We start from the raw sequence: 16361 nt of genomic DNA, 5'->3' as shown, positions 1-16361 counted from the left end.
CGTGCCATCGCTGACACAACGAATAACGGGCGCTGCGGGATCCCTAAGTGACAGGCGTCACGCCCGCCAGATCATCTTCAGCACCGGCCGGCCCGAGGTCGGATTCACATCGTCGCCGGCATGGGCGAAGCCGTTGCGCTCGTAGAAGCGGATGGCGCGGGAATTGTCCTTGTTGACGAGCAGCGTGACGCCTGATGGCGACAGCCGCTTGGCCTCGTCCACCAGCAGCCTGGCCGCGTCCGAGCCCCAATGCGCGGGATCGACCACGAGCTGGTCGAGATAGCCCTCGCCGTCGATGGTGACGAAGCCGGTCAGCGCGCCGTCCTGCTCGGACACCACGATCTGGGCCTTCGGCACCAGATCCTTGCGCCAGCGCTCGCGCCACCAATCCAGCCGCGCGGCAAAGTCGATCTGCGGATAGGCCTGCTGCCAGGTGCGATGCCAGAGGTCGATGGAGGCGGCTTCGTCCTCGACGCGGTAGGGGCGGAGGTGGATCGCGCTCACTACCGCTCCGTCAGCTTCAGCTCGATGCGGCGGTTGCGCCTGAAGGCCTCTTCCGTGTTGCCGGTGTCGAGCGGCTGGAATTCGCCGAAGCCGGCGGCGACCAGGCGCTGGGCGGGCACGCCGAGCGAGATCAGATATTGCACCACCGAGATCGAGCGTGCCGCGGACAGGTCCCAGTTCGACTTGAAGTTCGCGCCGCTCACCGGCCGCACGTCGGTGTGGCCGTCGACGCGCAGCACCCAGGGAATGTCGCTCGGGATTTTCTTGTCGAGCTCGATCAGCGCGGTCGCCAGCGTGTCAAGCTCGGCGCGGCCCTCGGGCAGCAGCACCGCCTGGCCGGTATCGAAGAACACCTCGGACTGGAACACGAAGCGGTCGCCGACGATGCGGATGTCGGGGCGGTTGCCGAGGATGGCGCGCAGGCGGCCGAAGAATTCGGAGCGGTAGCGCGACAATTCCTGCACGCGCTGCGCCAGTGCCACGTTCAGGCGCGAGCCCAGATCGGCGATCCGGTTCTGCGATTCCTTGTCGCGCTTCTCGGATGCGTCCAGCGCCTCCTCCAGCGCCGCCAGTTGCCGGCGCAGCGCGCTGATCTGCTGGTTCAGCACTTCGATCTGCGCCAGTGCCCGCGCCGACACCGCCTTCTCCGAATCCAGCGCCTTGCCGAGCTCGGTGGTCTTGCCTTGCGCGTCGTTGCCGGCGGCCGCGAGGCCGTCATAGAGGCCCTTGATGCGGTCGCGCTCGGTCTCGGCCGAGGCAAGGCCCGCCTTCAATTGCGAGACCTGGTCGTCGAGTGAGAGCTTGCCGAGCTTCTCCAGCGACAACAGCTCGTTGAGCTGCGCGATCTTGGCGTTGAGCAGCTCCAGCGCCTTGTCCTTGCCGGTCACCTCCTGCGACAGGAAGAACTGCACCACCAGGAACACCGACAGCAGGAACACGATCGACAGCACCAGCGTCGACAGCGCGTCGACGAAGCCGGGCCAGTAGTTGAAGGCGCCTTCGCTGCGGCGGCCGCGCGCTAGAGCCATTTACATCTCCGTTCTCTCCGCGTCCCGGACGCGCTGCAGCGTGCTAACGCTGCTGCGCAGAGCCGGGACCCATTATCGCTCGGAAGGTACTAGGCCCCGGCTCAGCAACGCATCACTTCGTGCTGCGCTGCGTCCGGGGCACGAGACACCTTCGTCCAGTCTTCATCCCTTCTCGGGCTGGCGCGCGATCCGTTCCAGCAGGCGGCGGATCTCGCGGTTCTGCTCGCCCTGGCCGTCGGCCCATTCGCGGATCATCTGCTGCTCGGTGCGCATGTGCGAGACCAGCGCCTGGATCGCTTCGGCAAGGCTTGCCATCGCGGCCGTGGTGCCCCGGCCGGTGCTGCCTTCCTCGAGCACCGAGCGCAGGCGCTCGACAGCGGCCTGAAGCTCGCCGCTGGCCACCCCACCGCCGCCGCCGACGGCCGCGGCAACGGGCACGTCGCCGTGGCCATATTCGCGCACGGTGGTGGCGAGCCAGTCTTCGAGGTCGGTGTAGAAGCGGTTCTGCGCCTGGCTCGATTGCAGATCGAGGAAGCCGAGGATCAGCGATCCCGCGAGGCCGAACAGCGAGCTCGAGAACGAGATGCCCATGCCGCCGAGCGGGGCGGCGAGGCCTTCCTTCAGCGTGTCGAACAGCGCGCCGGAATCGCCCCCGACCTTGAGCCCGTCGATCACCTTGCCGACCGAGCCGACCGTCTCGATCAGGCCCCAGAAGGTGCCGAGCAGGCCGAGGAAGACCAGAAGACCGGTCATGTAGCGGGAGATGTCGCGGGCTTCATCGAGGCGCGTCGCGATCGAATCGAGCAGGTGCCGCATCGTGGTCTGGGTGATCGACATCCGCCCGGTGCGCTCGCCGCCCAGGATCATCGCCATCGGCGCCAGCAGCTTCGGGTGGCGGGCCGGGGCGAGGCCGGGATCGGCGATGCGGAAATTGTTGACCCAGGAGACCTCGGGGTAGAGCCGGATGACCTGGCGGAAGGCCAGCACGATGCCGATGAACAGCACTGCCCCGATCAGGGCGTTGAGGCCCGGATTGGCGAAAAAGGCCTGGATGATCTGCTTGTAGAGCACCACGCCCACCAGCGTGCACAGCACCAGGAAGACCAGCATCCGGACCAGGAAAACGCTGGGCGAGGACAGCTTGGTATAGTCGATGTCGATGGAGGAGCGGGGCGAGGCGCCAGACGGCATGGCCGGTATCATCCGTTACGAACGTGATTGCGGGGCGCACTATGGCACAGGCCCGGCCCAAAAAAAGCGCCGGATGCGCCGATTTCGTGGAGAGCGCCCGGAACCCGAAGCGGAAATTGCGCTTTGATAAGTCGTCATTTGCAAGTCTTCGGCATCCCGCAGGCCGTCGCCGCCCTGTGGCTGCCCCGGCCTGTCGCCGGCGCTTCCCCGTTCTTCTGCCCGTGTACTTCCCTCCACCGTCCACGAAACCTCACCAGGGAGTGGTCGCATGAGTGTCGTGTCCGCGATCATCGGGACTGCCGAACGTGTGCCCCTGCCGGACGTGGTGGTCCGGGCCGCAATCCAGCGCCTCTGCTCCCGCACCGCAACCGGCCTGGCGGCGCATGACGTGCCCGACGATGCCACCGTCGCCGGGCGGATGATGCTGCGGCCGATCGCAGGGGAGGCGGATGCCGGGCATGACGCGGTGCCCGCTTCCTTCTTTGCACAGGTGCTCGGTCCCAACCGCAAATACTCGTCCTGCTTCTACAAGACCGACGCAACCACCCTGCAGGAGGCGGAGGAGGAGGCGCTGCGCCAGACCGTCGAGCATGCGGGTCTTGCCGACCGCCAGACCATCCTCGATCTCGGCTGCGGCTGGGGTTCGCTGTCGCTGTGGATGGCGCGGCAGTTTCCGCATGCGACGGTGACCGCGGTGTCGATGTCGCAGACCCAGCGCGCTTACGTCGAGGAGGAGGCGCGGCTGCGCGGGCTGTCGAACCTGCGCGCGGTCGCCGCGGACATGAACGTGTTCGCGCCCGAGGCGCAGTTCGACCGCATCGTCTCGGTCGAGACGTTCGAGCACATGATGAACTGGCGCAAGCTGATGACGCGCCTGCAGTCGTGGCTTGCGCCCGAGGGGCGCTTCTTCATGCAGATCGGCACGCATCGCACCGGCTCTCATCTGTTCGACCGGACCGATCGCGAGGACGGGATCGCGCAGCACGTCTTCACTGGCGGGCTGATGCCGAGCCATCACCTCGTCAGGCAGTTCGACGACATCTTCGCGGTCGAGAAGGAATGGTGCTGGAGCGGAACGCATTATCAGCGCACCGCCAACGATTGGCTCGCCAATTTCGACGCGCGCCGCGAGGACATCGAGGCCGCCTTGCGCGAGGTCCATGGTGACGAGACCGCAATGTGGATGCGGCGCTGGCGCTGGCTGCTCCTGGTGACATCGGGCCTGTTCGGCTATGCCGACGGAACCGAATGGGGCGTCAGCCAGTACCGGATGAAGGCCGCCGAGTGATTGCGATATTCCGTCGCAGCACGCCGCGATGGAACCCGACTCACAATCCGGTGAGTCCCGAAAAGCCTCTAAAAGTCAGCACGATAGGTCGTGTGACATTGAGCCGCCCGCACCATGCGTTGCGTCGCAGCAGGTCCCCTCTATTTTGACGGCATCAGCCGCGCGCAAATCGCCCAGAACGGGCCGGCGCAGCGTGACCAGTTTCAACAACATCGGGGCACTTAACCAACATGTCAGGACTTCGTGCGCGATCGGCATGCGTTGCAATGATGCTCGCGGCCTTTGCGCCGCTGCTCGCCGCTTGCGAGGAATCGAACTCGGCCATCTCTGCCGCCCCGCCGGCCGACCCTGACGTCAGCGTCGTCGTCGTCAAGCCGCAGCCGCGCGCCGTGGTGCGCGAGCTGCCGGGCCGCATCGCGCCGACGCGCGTCTCCGACGTGCGGCCGCGCGTGTCGGGCATCGTGGTCGAGCGCCTGTTCCGCCAGGGCAGCGAGGTGAAGGCCGGCGATCCGCTCTATCGTATCGATCCGCGTCCGTTCGAGGTCGAGGTGATGGCCAACGAGGCCGCGCTCGCCAAGTCGGAGGCCGCGCTGATGCAGGCCAGGCAGCAGGCGCACCGCATCGCCACGCTGACCAGCCAGCGCGCCGCGCCCGAGGCCGAGAACGAGAAGGCCGTGGCTGGCGAGCGCCAGGCCCATGCCGAGGTCGAGGGCCGCAAGGCCGAGCTCGCGCGTGCCAAGCTCAACCTCGATTACGCCACCGTGCGCGCGCCGATCGACGGCACCGTCGGTGCGGCGATCGTCAGCGAGGGCGCACTTGTGGTCCAGAACGAGACCAATCTCGCCACCATCCAGCAGCTCGATCCGATCTATGCCGACTTCACCCAGTCGGTGACCGAGCTCAACCAGCTTCGCCGCGCCTTCGAGAGCGGCGACCTCGAGCGCATCGCGGCCGATGCCGCCAAGGTGCGCCTCGTGCTCGACGACAACACGCTCTATTCGCTCGACGGCAAGCTGCTGTTCTCCGACGCCAAGGTCGACGCCCATACCGGGCAGGTGACGCTGCGCGGCGAGTTCCGCAATCCCAAGCGCGAGCTGCTGCCGGGCATGTATGTGCGCGTCCGCATCGATCAGGGGCTCGATTCCGACGCGATCGCGGTGCCGCAGCAGGCGATCCAGCGCAATGGCGGCGGCGGCAGCGAGGTGTTCGTCGTCAAGGACGACAACCACATCGCCGTGCAGCCGGTGCGCACGGGCTCGGTGCAGGACGGACTCTGGTTCGTCACCGAAGGCCTGAAGGCCGGCGACAAGGTCGTGGTCGAAGGCTTCCAGAAGTTCGCGGCCGGCGACAGGGTCAAGCCGCAATCCTGGTCGGAAGCGGATGCGACCGCGGACAACCGGCACGCCCAGAAGCTGACGCGGTAACGCGCCATGGCCAGCTTTTTCATCGACAGGCCGATCTTCGCCTGGGTGGTCGCGCTGTTCATCTGTCTGATCGGCGCGATCTCCGTGCCGCTGTTGCCGATCGCGCAGTATCCGATCATCGCGCCGCCCTCGATCTCGATCTCGACCAGCTATCCCGGCGCCTCGCCGGAAAACCTCTACAACAGCGTCACGCGGCTGATCGAGGAGGAGCTCAACGGCGCCTCCGGCATCCTCAATTTCGAATCGACCAGCGACTCGCTCGGCCAGGTCGAGATCATCGCCAATTTCCAGCCGGGCACCGACACCAGCGCGGCCTCGGTCGAGGTGCAGAACCGCATCAAGCGCGTCGAGGCACGACTGCCGCGCGCGGTGATCCAGCAGGGCATTCTGATTGAGGAAGCCTCCAGCGCGGTGCTGCAGATCATTACGCTGAACTCGACCGACGGCAGCCTCGACGAGGTCGGCCTCGGCGATTTCATGATCCGCAACGTGCTCGGTGAAATCCGCCGCATTCCCGGCGTCGGCCGCGCCACGCTCTATTCCACCGAGCGCTCGCTTCGCGTCTGGGTCGATCCGGCGAAGCTGGTCGGCTATGGGCTCACCGCCGACGACGTCAACAAGGCGATCGCCGCACAGAACGCGCAGGTCGCCTCGGGCAGCATCGGTGCCGAGCCCTCGACCTCGAGCCAGCGCACCTCGGCGCTGGTGCTGGTCAAGGGCCAGCTCTCCTCGCCCGACGAGTTCGGCGCCATCATCCTGCGCGCCAATGCCGACGGTTCGACCGTGCGGCTGCGCGACGTCGCACGCGTCGAGGTCGGCGGCCTCAGCTACCAGTTCAACACCCGCCTCGACGGCAAGCCGACCGCCGGTCTCTCGGTGCTGATGTCGCCGACCGGCAACGCGCTGGCGACCGCGAGCGCGGTCGAGGAGAAGATGAAGGAGCTGTCGCGCTTCTTCCCGGCCAACATCGCCTACGAGATCCCCTACAACATCACGCCCGTGGTCGAGGCCTCGATCAAGAAGGTGCTGATGACGCTGGTCGAGGCCGTGGTGCTGGTGTTCGTGGTGATGTTCCTGTTCCTGCAGAACATCCGCTACACCATCATTCCCACCATCGTGGTGCCGGTGGCGCTGCTGGGCGCCTGTACCACGCTGCTGCTCGCCGGCTACTCCATCAACATGCTCTCGATGTTTGGCATGGTGCTCGCGGTCGGCATCCTCGTCGACGACGCCATCGTGGTGGTCGAGAACGTCGAGCGCATCATGAGCGAGGAGGGCCTGCCGCCCAAGGAGGCGACGCGCAAGGCGATGTCGCAGATCTCGAGCGCCATTATCGGCATCACGCTGGTGCTGATGGCGGTGTTCGTGCCAATGGCGTTCTTCCCCGGCTCGGTCGGCATCATCTACCGCCAGTTCTCGGTGACCATGGTGGCCGCGATCGGCTTCTCCGCCTTCCTCGCGCTGTCGCTGACGCCGGCGCTGTGCGCGACCTTGCTCAAGCCCGTCACAGCCGGTCACGGCCATGCCAAGCGCGGCGTGTTCGGCTGGTTCAACCGCATGCTGGAAGGCGGCAAGGAAGGTTATTCCCGCACCGTCGGCTTCTCGCTGAAGCGCACCGGCCGCCTGATGATGGTCTATGTCGCGCTGCTGGTGGGCCTGTCCTGGGCCTTCGTCAGCCTGCCCGGCGGCTTCCTGCCGATCGACGACCAGGGCTTCGTCACCACCGACGTGCAGACGCCGTCGGATTCGTCCTATGCCCGCACCGAGGCCGTGATCGAGAAGGTCGAGAAGTATCTCGCGCAGCGGCCCGGCGTCGACAACGTCACCTTCCTCACCGGTTTCAGCTTCTCCGGCCAGGGCATGAACACCGCGCAGGCCTTCATCACCTTGAAGGACTGGTCGGAGCGCGGACCGAAGGATTCAGCCGCGGCGATCGTCAACGACATCAACCGCGATCTGGGCTCGTCGATCCGCGACGCCAAGATCTCGGCGCTGCAGCCGCCGCCGATCGACAATCTCGGCAATTCCTCCGGCTTCTCGTTCCGCCTGCAGGACCGCGGCCAGAAGGGCTATCCGGCCCTGATGCGCGCCGCCGACCAGTTGATCGCGGAAGCCAATGCGAGCCCGGTGCTGCAGAAGGTCTATATCGAAGGCCTGCCTGAAGCCGGCGTGGTCAATCTCGTGATTGACCGCGAGAAGGCCGGCGCCTTCGGCGTCACCTTCGAGGACATCAACAACACGATCTCGACCAATCTCGGCTCGAACTACATCAACGACTTCCCGAACCGCGGCCGCATGCAGCGCGTCGTGGTGCAGGCGGATGCGCGCGACCGCATGCGGACCGAGGACATCCTCAACTACAACGTCAAGAACAGCCGCGGCCAGCTCGTGCCGTTCTCCTCCTTCGCCACGGTGGAATGGGCGCGTGGCCCGACGCAGATCGCCGGCTTCAACTATTATCCGGCGGTGCGCATCTCCGGCGAAGCAAGGACCGGCTTCACCTCGGGCGATGCCATCGCCGAGATGGAACGGCTCGCGGGCAAGCTGCCGCGCGGCTTCGGCTACGAATGGACCGGCCAGTCGCTGCAGGAAAAGCTGTCGGGCTCGCAGGCGCCGTTCCTGCTCGCGCTCTCGGTGTTCGTGGTGTTCCTGTGCCTTGCCGCGCTCTACGAGAGCTGGACCATCCCGCTCGCGGTGCTGCTCACCGTGCCGCTCGGCATCGTCGGCGCGGTTGCCGCGGCGATGCTGCGCGGCCTGCCCAACGACGTCTATTTCACCGTCGGCCTGATCACGATCATTGGCCTCGCGGCGAAAGACGCGATCCTGATCATCGAGTTCGCGAAGGATCTGCGGAAAGAGGGCAAGCCGCTGGTGGAAGCCACCATGGAAGCTTGCCGCCTGCGCTTCCGCCCGATCCTGATGACGGGCCTTGCCTTCATCTGCGGCGTGCTGCCGATGGCCATCGCCCACGGCGCCGGCGGCGCCAGCCAGCAGGCGCTCGGCAGCATCGTGATGGGCGGCATGATCGCGGTGGTGATCCTGGCGCTCTTGATGGTGCCGGTGTTCTTCGTTTCCGTGCAGCGCGTGCTGGCGGGAGATCGCGAGAAGGCGGAGAACAAGGTCGAGGCGTATGGGCCGCCGGCGCCGGCAAGGGCCGGCCACTGAACGGCGGATCGGTCCTGATTGATTCAGGACCGATGCCGTGCCACGCGACGTCGGACGGGCGTTCGCTTGCTTTATCGGAAGTGCCGATCCAGACTGCATCCCTGGATTGAAGCGATGTGCATTTCGCTCCGCACCGCGAATGCGCACGGCCTGCCGATTTGAGAGCATGTGATGCGTCTGACCGAAATTGCGATCTCGAACTATCGCTCTATTCGTCGGCTCACCATACCAATCCACCCTCTGTCCGTGTTTGTGGGCGAGAATGGTGTCGGCAAGTCCAATCTCTACAAATCCTTGTCGCTGTTGCGCGACGCGGCAACCGGACGGATCACGCGCACGATCGCCGACGAAGGCGGATTGAATTCGGTCTGCTGGTCCGGCATGCGCAAGCGCGGCGAAGATGGGCGACTGCGGTTGTCGGCCAGGTTCGACCGTATCAGATATTCCATCGAAATCGGATTTCCCGGCCCGCTCGAGGCGGCGTTTGCCGGCGAGCCGATGATCAAGTCCGAAAGCATCGAGGCGACCCAGGGCAGGCGAACGGTCCAGCTGATGGAGCGGAAGAACTCGCTCGTCAGCGTGCGCGGCGAGAGCGGCGCATGGAGCAGTCACAAGGATGCGGTGCTGCCGTCCGAGACGGCGCTCGCGGGCTTTTCCGATAGCAATGAATGTCCGGAAATCGATTTGGTCAGAAACGCAATGCTGGGTTGGCGTTTCTATCACGACTTCCGCACTGACCCGGTGTCATCGCTACGAAAGCCCTGTCTGGCGATAACGACGCCTTCACTCAGTGCCGACGGGACGGATTTGGCCGCGGCTCTGGCGACACTCTACACCATTCGGGAAGATGCCAACGACTTGCAGGACGCAATCGAGGATGCGTTTCCGGGCGCGGAGCTCCGCGCATGGGAACAAGGTGGTTTGTGTGAATTTGATCTGCAACTGACCGATATGCCGCGGCCGTTCAGGGCTCACGAATTATCCGACGGGACGCTGAAATACATTTGCCTGCTCGTGGTGTTCATGGGCTACCGGCTTCCGCCGTTCATCGCGCTGAACGAACCCGAGACCAGCTTGCATCCGTCGCTGCTGGCGCCACTGGCCCGGCTGATCGCCAAGGCATCGCGCCGCGCCGACATCTGGATCGTCACCCATTCGGAACTGTTGATGGAGGCGTTGCGAAGCGAGAGTTCGGTCCCGCTTCGCCGGGTCGTCAAGTCGAAAGGCGCCACGGCGATCGAGGGCCTGACCACCGGCGGGGAGTACCGCGACGAGGATGACGAAGACGACTCTTAGCCGCGGCCGATCAAGCCGCCGTATTGCTACGCCGGCTGCTTCAAGATCTTGATCAGCTCGCCGTGCACGAACTCGTTGCCGCACACCACGTGCCCGGTCAGCAATGGATCGTCATTGCCGAGAACGCCCGACACCGTGCCGCCCGCTTCGCGCACCATCAGCATGCCGGCGGCGATGTCCCAGGATTGCAGGTTGCGCTCCCAGTAGCCGTCGAGACGGCCGGCAGCGACGAAGGCGAGGTCGAGCGAGGCGGCGCCGAAGCGGCGCAGGCCCGCGACGCGGTCCTGGATCGCGATCATCTCGCGGCGGAATTCCTCGTGGTCGCCGCGGCCGATATGGGGCAGGCCGCAGGCCACCACGCATTCGTTGAGCTGGCGGCGGCCGGCAACGCGCAGGCGCTGGTCGTTGAGGAAGACGCCCTTGCCGCGCTCGGCAATGTAGAGCTCGTCATTGGCAGGGTTGTAGATCACGCCCGCGATCACCGTGCCCTCGCGGGCTAGGCCGATCGAGATCGCGAATTGCGGGATGCCGTGCAGGAAGTTGGTGGTGCCGTCCAGGGGGTCGACGATCCAGGTGTGGCTCTTGTCGGTGCCCTCGCGCATGCCGCCTTCCTCGCCGATGAAGCCGTAGCCGGGACGGGCCTTGGCGAGGTCCTGGTAGAGGATCTCCTCGGCGCGCTTGTCCGCGAGCGAGACGAAATTGGCCGGCCCCTTCAGCGAGACCTGGAGGTGCTCGATCTCGCCGAGATCGCGCTTGAGGCTGCGGCCGGCGCGGCGCGCGGCCTTGACCATGACGTTGATAGTTGCGGAATACAGCATGGGCTTCTGCGTCTTGATCGGGGGAATTGGCGCGAAATCGCGCCTGTTTGGGAGATTGGGTGCCCTGCGGGGGCCGCAAGGTCAAGTCATTTGGTCCCGAGCCATTTCCGGGCGGCGGCCTCGACCTTGGCCCGGTCCTCGGCCGGCAGATCGGACAATTGCTTGTCGAGGTCCGGATCGCCCTTGCCGGCGGTTTTGGCCACAAGGTGCCATTTGAAGCCCTCGATCTTGTCCGCGGGCACGCCCATGCCGTTGATCAGCACCCAGGCGAGGCGGTTCTGCGCGATCGCGCTGCCCTGGCGGGATGCCTTGCGGAGCAACGCGACAGCGGCCGGCTGGTTCTTCGGCGTGCCGGTGCCGTTGAACATGGCGATGGCATATTCGACCTCGGCATCGACATTGTCGGCGAGCGAGGCGGCCTGGAGCAGGCGCACCGCGCGTTCGGGGTCCTTCGGGACCCCGGTGCCTTCCTTGTAGAAGGTCGCGAGCGCGTATTGCGCCTCGGGCAGGCCGGCATCGGCAGCCTGGCGCAGCAGCTCGGCGGCGCGCTTGACGTCCTGCGGCAGGGTCTGGCCGTCGAGATAGAGCAGCGCGAGGTTATAGGCCGCCTTGGGCTCGCCGAGCTTTGCGGCGGACGCCATCAGCTTAACCGCCTCGCCCTTGTCCACGGGGCCGCCGCGGCCCGAGATGCGGAGCATGGCAAGCGCGAACATCGCCTCGCGGTCGCCGGCGTCGGCGGCACGCTTGTACCATTCGAGCGCCTTGGCGTAGTCGCGGCGGATGCCCATCGCGTTGGAGTAGAGCTCGCCCAGCATGGTCATCGCCTTGGGGTCGCCGGCTTGCGCGCGGGCGGTGGCGAGGTCGAACGCCGTCTTGTACTGGCCGCGCTGATAGGCGCCGAACACCAGGTCGACACCGGGCGTGTCGGCCGGCGGGGCAGGGATGACGGTTGCGGGCAGTTGAGGTTTTGGAGACGCGGCCGGCTTGGGCGAGGCCGAAGGTTTCGGCGCCGGCGCCGCCTCCTTCTTCTTGGCGGGCGGAGGCGCCTTGGGCTTCTGCTTCTCGGCCGGAGGGCTCGGCGTCGTGGCCGGCGGCGTGATCTGGAGCTGCGCCGCCGCGGGCCCAGTGAGCAGCAGCGTGGCCAGAATGGTGATGCGCGGAAGGTTCATGTCGGGTGCTAGCCGTGCCCCTGACCGGCAGGATCCTGGCCAGCAAGCGCCGTCGCAAAGCCCTTCTTGATCGCAGCATCGGCTTCGATCAGCGCAGCCTTGGGCCCGCGCGGATCGGCCCAGATGAACTCGCCGACCAGCACGAAATCGGCGCCGCTGGCGGCGAAGTCGTGGGCCTCTTCCAGCGAGGTCGCATAGCCGACGCAGGGCGGCTCGAACAGCTCGGCCCACCAGTCCAGCCGCTCGGCAATCGCCTGCGCCGACGGCCGCTGCCCCTTCGCATCGGGCTCGCCGAACAGCACATAGTCTGCGCCCATCTCGCCCGCATCCATGGAATGGTGCCGCGTCGTCAGCCCGCCGACGCCGGCGATGCGATCGGGCTTGAGCGATGGCAGCGCCTCTTTCAGCGCGGCGATGCCCGGCAGGTGCGCGCCGTCGGCGCCGCCGCGCGCGACCAGCTCGGCATGCCCTTCGACGAGCAGCGCGGCGCCCGCCTTCTGCACCGGCGGCGCGAAGGCCTTGATGCGCGACGTCATGGTGCGCTGGTCGGTCTCCTTCAGCCGCAGCAGCACGGCCGCGACATCGGCGGAGGCGAGCAGGCCCGGCAGCTCGGTGACGAGCGCAGCGGGATCATCGACGACGGGCGTCGCGAGGTAGAGGCGCGGCGCCGGGCGTGGCGGAAGCGGTTTGTTCGACAAGATCTAGGCTGCCTTCTGTTCCAGGCTGCTTTGCCATTCGCCCTTGGAGGCGAGGCCGTTCATGCGTGCGCGATGGCTGAAGGCGCGCTGTCCGGCCGCGACGTTCTCGGCCTTGCCGGACCAGGCCTTCTGTGGGGCTGCCTGCAGCGCGCGGCCGTAGGAGAAAGTCAGGCCCCAGGGTAGCGGCCCCAGCTTGTGCATGGCGTTGAGATGCGCGGTCGCTTCTTCATCCGACTGTCCGCCGGAGAGGAAGGCGATGCCGGGTACGGCCGCGGGCACGCAGGTCCTGAGCAGCCGGATCGTCTTCTCAGCGACTTCCTCGACCGAGGCCTGCTTCGCACACTTCTTGCCTGAGATCGCCATGTTCGGCTTCAGCACCATGCCTTCGAGCGCGACGCGCTGGACGCGCAATTCCTGGAACGTCTTGTTGAGCACGCGCTGGGTGACCTCATAGCAGCGGTCGATGTCGTGGTCGCCGTCCATCAGCACCTCCGGCTCGACGATCGGCACGATCTGCGCGGCCTGGCACAGCGCGGCATAGCGCGCCAGCGCATGGGCGTTGACGCTGATCGCGGTCATCGAGGGAATGCCGCCGGCGATATCGATCACCGCGCGCCATTTGGCGAAGCGCGCGCCGCGCTCGTAATATTTCTTCAGCCGCTCGGCGAGCTTGTCGAGGCCGACGGTGACCAACTCACCAGGGCACATCGGCAGGGCCTGCGTGCCCTCGTCGACCTTGATGCCGGGAATGGCGCCGCTCTGCTCGATCAGCTTCACCAGCGGCGTGCCGTCCTTGGCATCCTGCCAGATCGTCTCGTCATAGAGGATCACGCCGGAGATGTGCTGGCTCATGGCCTCCTTCGATCGGAACAGCATCTCGCGATAGTCGCGGCGGTTGGCTTCGGTCGATTCCACGCCGATCGCGTCGAAGCGCTTCTTGATGGTGCCGGAGGATTCGTCGGCGGCAAGGATGCCCTTGCCCGGCGCGACCATGGCGGTCGCGACCTTGTTGAGCTCAGTCAGATTCATCGAGAGGTCCTCCCAAAACGATTCTGCCCTTGCCTGTGAAAATAGACCGTTCTCGGGCAAATTCCGAGTTAACGTTGGTCGCAGGGTGTGGGGGGAGGTCAGTTGGGTAAAATGGCTGGCCGGGCTGGACGCCCCTTCACCTCGCCCCGCTTGCGGGGAGAGGTCGGATCACATCGCAGATGTGATCCGGGTGAGGGGGTACAGGTCTATCGATAGAGCGCAATTCGCGGAGAGAGCCCCTCACCCCGACCCTCTCCCCGCAAGCGGGGCGAGGGAGAGGATAGGGCGTATCCGGCCTTACGCCACCTTTGGATCGAGCTCGCCCTTGGCGTAGCGCTTGGCCATGTCGGCCGGGGTCAGGATCTTCTTGAACTTGGAGGCCTGACCTGCGGTGTTGAACTCCTGCAGGCGCTGCTTGCACAGCTTGGTCATCGCTTCCATCGCGGGCTTCAGGTACTTGCGCGGATCGAACTCTTCCGGATTGTCCTTCAGCACCTTCCGGATCTGGCCGGTCATGGCCATGCGGTTGTCGGTGTCGATGTTGATCTTGCGCACGCCGTTCTTGATGCCGCGCTGGATCTCGGCCACCGGCACGCCCCAGGTCGGCTTCATCTTGCCGCCATAGGCGTTGATGATGTCCTGCAGGTCCTGCGGCACCGAGGAGGAGCCGTGCATCACCAGATGCGTGTTCGGCAGCTTGCGGTGGATCTCCTCGATCACGTTCATGGCGAGGATGTCGCCGTCGGGCTTGCGGGTGAACTTGTAGGCGCCATGCGAGGTGCCCATCGCGATCGCGAGCGCGTCGACCTTGGTCTCCTGCACGAACTTCACGGCCTCGTCCGGATTGGTCAGGAGCTGGTCGTGGCTGAGCTTGCCCTCGGCGCCGTGGCCGTCTTCCTTGTCGCCCATGCCGGTCTCGAGCGAGCCGAGCACGCCGAGCTCGCCCTCGACCGAGATGCCGCCGAGATGGGCCATGTCGGTCACGGTCTTGGTGACACCGACATTGTAGTTCCAGTCGCCGGGGGTCTTGCCGTCGGCCTTGAGCGAGCCGTCCATCATGACGGAGGTGAAGCCGGCCTGGATCGCGGTCATGCAGGTGGCAGCTTCGTTGCCGTGGTCGAGATGCACGCAGACCGGGATGTGCGGATAGATTTCGGTCACCGCGTCCATCATGTGCTTGAGCATGACGTCGTTGGCGTAGGAGCGCGCACCGCGCGAGGCCTGGATGATGACGGGCGCGTCGACCTGGTTGGCCGCGTCCATGATCGCCAGCGCCTGCTCCATGTTGTTGATATTGAAGGCCGGTACGCCGTAATCGTTCTCAGCCGCATGGTCGAGCAATTGACGCAACGTTATCCGAGCCATGTGTCTTTCTCTCCGTTTGGGCCGATTAGGCCGTGTCTTTCTCGCCGACGATTACTTGGTGCGCAGCACTTCGACGCCGGGCAGGGGCTTGCCTTCCATCCATTCAAGGAACGCGCCACCGGCGGTCGAGACATAGCTGAAGTCACCGGCCACATGGGCCTGGTTGAGCGCCGCGACGGTGTCGCCGCCGCCCGCGATCGAGATCAGCTTCTTCGCCTTGGTGCGCTCGGCGGCGTGCTTGGCCGCCGAGACGGTGCCGCGGTCGAACGGCTGCATCTCGAAGGCGCCGAGCGGGCCGTTCCAGACCAGCGTCGCGGCATCGTCGATCGCGGCATGAACGCGCGCGATCGATTGCGGGCCGACGTCGAGGATCATGCCGTCAGCCGGGATCGCGTCGAGGCCGTAGGCATGCGAGGGCGCGTTGGCCGCGAAGTGATAGGCGACGGTGGCGTCCACGGGCAGGATGATCGCGCAATTGGCGGCTTCCGCCTTCTCCATGATGCGCAGCGCGGTCGGCGCCAGATCCTTCTCCGCCAGCGACTTGCCGACGCCGACGCCCTGGGCGTGCAGGAAGGTGTTGGCCATGCCGCCGCCGATCACGAGCGCGTCGACCTTGGTCACGAGGTTTTCGAGCAGGTCGATCTTGGTCGAGACCTTGGCGCCGCCGATGATGGCGATGACCGGCTTGGTTGGCGAGCCCAGCGCCTTCTCCAGCGCATCGAGCTCGGCCTGCATGGTGCGGCCGGCATAGGCGGGCAGCTTGTGGCCGAGGCCTTCGGTCGAGGCATGGGCGCGGTGCGCGGCCGAGAACGCGTCACTCACCCAGATGTCGCCGAGCTTTGCCAGCTCCGCGACGAAGGCGGGATCGTTCTTTTCCTCTTCCTTGTGGAAGCGGGTGTTTTCCAGGCACAGGATGTCGCCATCGCTGAGAGCGGCGACGGCCTTGGCCGCGGGCTCGCCGATGCAGTCGTCGGCGAACGCGACCGGCTTCTTCACGACCTTGGACAGCGCCTCGGCCACCGGCTTCAGCGAGTCCTTGGCGTCGCGCCCCTTCGGCCGGCCGAAATGCGCGAGCAGGATGACCTTGCCGCCCTTGTCCGAGATTTCGGTGATGGTCGGCGCGACGCGCTCGAGCCGCGTGGCGTCGGTGACGCGCCCGTTCTCCATGGGCACGTTCAGGTCGACGCGCAGCAGCACGCGCTTGCCCTTCACGTCGACGTCGTCGAGGGTGCGGAATTTGTTGGTCATCGGACGCTTCCTTGTCCCGGGCGCATTGCGGCGCAAGGCGCCGCTGTGCAGAACCGGGACCCACGTTGCAGCGAGTCCCGCGGTGAAATGGGTCCCGGATCTGCGACGCAGCGTTGCACGCTGCATCGCGTCCGGGAC

Annotated in this window: 13 protein-coding genes; 4 read left to right on the top strand and 9 right to left on the bottom strand. The window is 66.1% G+C overall.

What is annotated here, in order from left to right:
• Window positions 1-57: 57 nt before the first annotated feature.
• From A7X65_RS36245 to A7X65_RS36235, 3 genes are all read right to left on the bottom strand, one after another.
• Window positions 58-504 (bottom strand): GNAT family N-acetyltransferase, encoded by a 447-nt coding sequence (locus A7X65_RS36245; protein ID WP_063694182.1) that lies wholly within the window; start codon window positions 502-504, stop codon window positions 58-60.
• Window positions 504-1532, bottom strand: coding sequence for a peptidoglycan -binding protein (locus A7X65_RS36240; protein ID WP_063694181.1), 1029 nt, complete (start codon window positions 1530-1532; stop codon window positions 504-506). The genes A7X65_RS36245 and A7X65_RS36240 overlap by 1 nt, the downstream gene beginning before the upstream one ends.
• Before the next feature lie 162 nt (window positions 1533-1694).
• Window positions 1695-2723 (bottom strand): hypothetical protein, encoded by a 1029-nt coding sequence (locus A7X65_RS36235; protein ID WP_063694180.1) that lies wholly within the window; start codon window positions 2721-2723, stop codon window positions 1695-1697.
• Between the two features lie 268 nt (window positions 2724-2991).
• On the opposite strand from A7X65_RS36235, the gene A7X65_RS36230 reads away from it, so the two are divergent.
• The 4 genes from A7X65_RS36230 (at window position 2992) to A7X65_RS36215 (ending at window position 9896) form a co-directional block, all read left to right on the top strand.
• Window positions 2992-4011 carry an SAM-dependent methyltransferase gene (locus A7X65_RS36230; protein ID WP_063694179.1) on the top strand — a complete coding sequence of 340 codons (1020 nt, stop codon included), beginning with the start codon at window positions 2992-2994 and terminating at the stop codon, window positions 4009-4011.
• Between the two features lie 230 nt (window positions 4012-4241).
• Window positions 4242-5435, top strand: coding sequence for an efflux RND transporter periplasmic adaptor subunit (locus A7X65_RS36225; protein WP_145668366.1), 1194 nt, complete (start codon window positions 4242-4244; stop codon window positions 5433-5435).
• 6 nt (window positions 5436-5441) lie between these two features.
• Window positions 5442-8600 carry a multidrug efflux RND transporter permease subunit gene (locus A7X65_RS36220; protein ID WP_063694177.1) on the top strand — a complete coding sequence of 1053 codons (3159 nt, stop codon included), beginning with the start codon at window positions 5442-5444 and terminating at the stop codon, window positions 8598-8600.
• Between the two features lie 171 nt (window positions 8601-8771).
• Window positions 8772-9896, top strand: coding sequence for an AAA family ATPase (locus A7X65_RS36215; protein WP_063694176.1), 1125 nt, complete (start codon window positions 8772-8774; stop codon window positions 9894-9896).
• A gap of 26 nt (window positions 9897-9922) precedes the next feature.
• Here the strand turns inward: A7X65_RS36215 and A7X65_RS36210 are convergent, their stop codons facing one another.
• The 6 genes from A7X65_RS36210 to A7X65_RS36185 all read right to left on the bottom strand — a co-directional run bounded on the left by A7X65_RS36210 (window position 9923) and on the right by A7X65_RS36185 (window position 16223).
• Window positions 9923-10714 carry an inositol monophosphatase family protein gene (locus A7X65_RS36210; RefSeq protein ID WP_063694175.1) on the bottom strand — a complete coding sequence of 264 codons (792 nt, stop codon included), beginning with the start codon at window positions 10712-10714 and terminating at the stop codon, window positions 9923-9925.
• An 86-nt stretch (window positions 10715-10800) separates the two neighbouring features.
• Window positions 10801-11883: a tetratricopeptide repeat protein gene (locus A7X65_RS36205; protein ID WP_063694174.1), complete on the bottom strand. Its 1083-nt coding sequence runs from the start codon at window positions 11881-11883 to the stop codon at window positions 10801-10803.
• 8 nt (window positions 11884-11891) lie between these two features.
• Window positions 11892-12581: a thiamine phosphate synthase gene (locus A7X65_RS36200; RefSeq protein WP_063694173.1), complete on the bottom strand. Its 690-nt coding sequence runs from the start codon at window positions 12579-12581 to the stop codon at window positions 11892-11894.
• Between the two features lie 3 nt (window positions 12582-12584).
• A complete protein-coding gene (locus tag A7X65_RS36195; RefSeq protein ID WP_063694172.1) occupies window positions 12585-13610 on the bottom strand; it encodes a class I fructose-bisphosphate aldolase in 1026 nt (341 codons plus the stop codon).
• Window positions 13611-13907: 297 nt separating this feature from the next.
• Window positions 13908-14975 (bottom strand): class II fructose-bisphosphate aldolase, encoded by a 1068-nt coding sequence (fba, locus tag A7X65_RS36190; protein WP_063694171.1) that lies wholly within the window; start codon window positions 14973-14975, stop codon window positions 13908-13910.
• A 51-nt stretch (window positions 14976-15026) separates the two neighbouring features.
• The gene (locus A7X65_RS36185; RefSeq protein WP_063694170.1) at window positions 15027-16223 is read right to left on the bottom strand and encodes a phosphoglycerate kinase; all 1197 of its coding nucleotides are present in this window, start codon (window positions 16221-16223) and stop codon (window positions 15027-15029) included.
• Window positions 16224-16361: the final 138 nt, after the last annotated feature.

Source organism: Bradyrhizobium stylosanthis (genome assembly GCF_001641335.1).
Taxonomy (GTDB): domain Bacteria; phylum Pseudomonadota; class Alphaproteobacteria; order Rhizobiales; family Xanthobacteraceae; genus Bradyrhizobium; species Bradyrhizobium stylosanthis.
The sequence above is the reverse complement of the archived record's forward strand: the minus strand, read 5'-3'. Positions and strand labels throughout refer to the sequence as shown.

Bases quoted from the DNA above. Each gene is read 5' to 3' on its own strand.
- A7X65_RS36240 (WP_063694181.1), bottom strand. From the start codon at position 1,532: ATGGCTCTAGCGCGCGGCCGCCGCAGCGAAGGCGCCTTCAACTACTGG.
- A7X65_RS36235 (WP_063694180.1), bottom strand. From the start codon at position 2,723: ATGCCGTCTGGCGCCTCGCCCCGCTCCTCCATCGACATCGACTATACC.
- A7X65_RS36230 (WP_063694179.1), top strand. From the start codon at position 2,992: ATGAGTGTCGTGTCCGCGATCATCGGGACTGCCGAACGTGTGCCCCTG.
- A7X65_RS36225 (WP_145668366.1), top strand. From the start codon at position 4,242: ATGTCAGGACTTCGTGCGCGATCGGCATGCGTTGCAATGATGCTCGCG.
- A7X65_RS36220 (WP_063694177.1), top strand. From the start codon at position 5,442: ATGGCCAGCTTTTTCATCGACAGGCCGATCTTCGCCTGGGTGGTCGCG.
- A7X65_RS36215 (WP_063694176.1), top strand. From the start codon at position 8,772: ATGCGTCTGACCGAAATTGCGATCTCGAACTATCGCTCTATTCGTCGG.
- A7X65_RS36210 (WP_063694175.1), bottom strand. From the start codon at position 10,714: ATGCTGTATTCCGCAACTATCAACGTCATGGTCAAGGCCGCGCGCCGC.
- A7X65_RS36205 (WP_063694174.1), bottom strand. From the start codon at position 11,883: ATGAACCTTCCGCGCATCACCATTCTGGCCACGCTGCTGCTCACTGGG.
- A7X65_RS36195 (WP_063694172.1), bottom strand. From the start codon at position 13,610: ATGAATCTGACTGAGCTCAACAAGGTCGCGACCGCCATGGTCGCGCCG.
- fba (WP_063694171.1), bottom strand. From the start codon at position 14,975: ATGGCTCGGATAACGTTGCGTCAATTGCTCGACCATGCGGCTGAGAAC.
- A7X65_RS36185 (WP_063694170.1), bottom strand. From the start codon at position 16,223: ATGACCAACAAATTCCGCACCCTCGACGACGTCGACGTGAAGGGCAAG.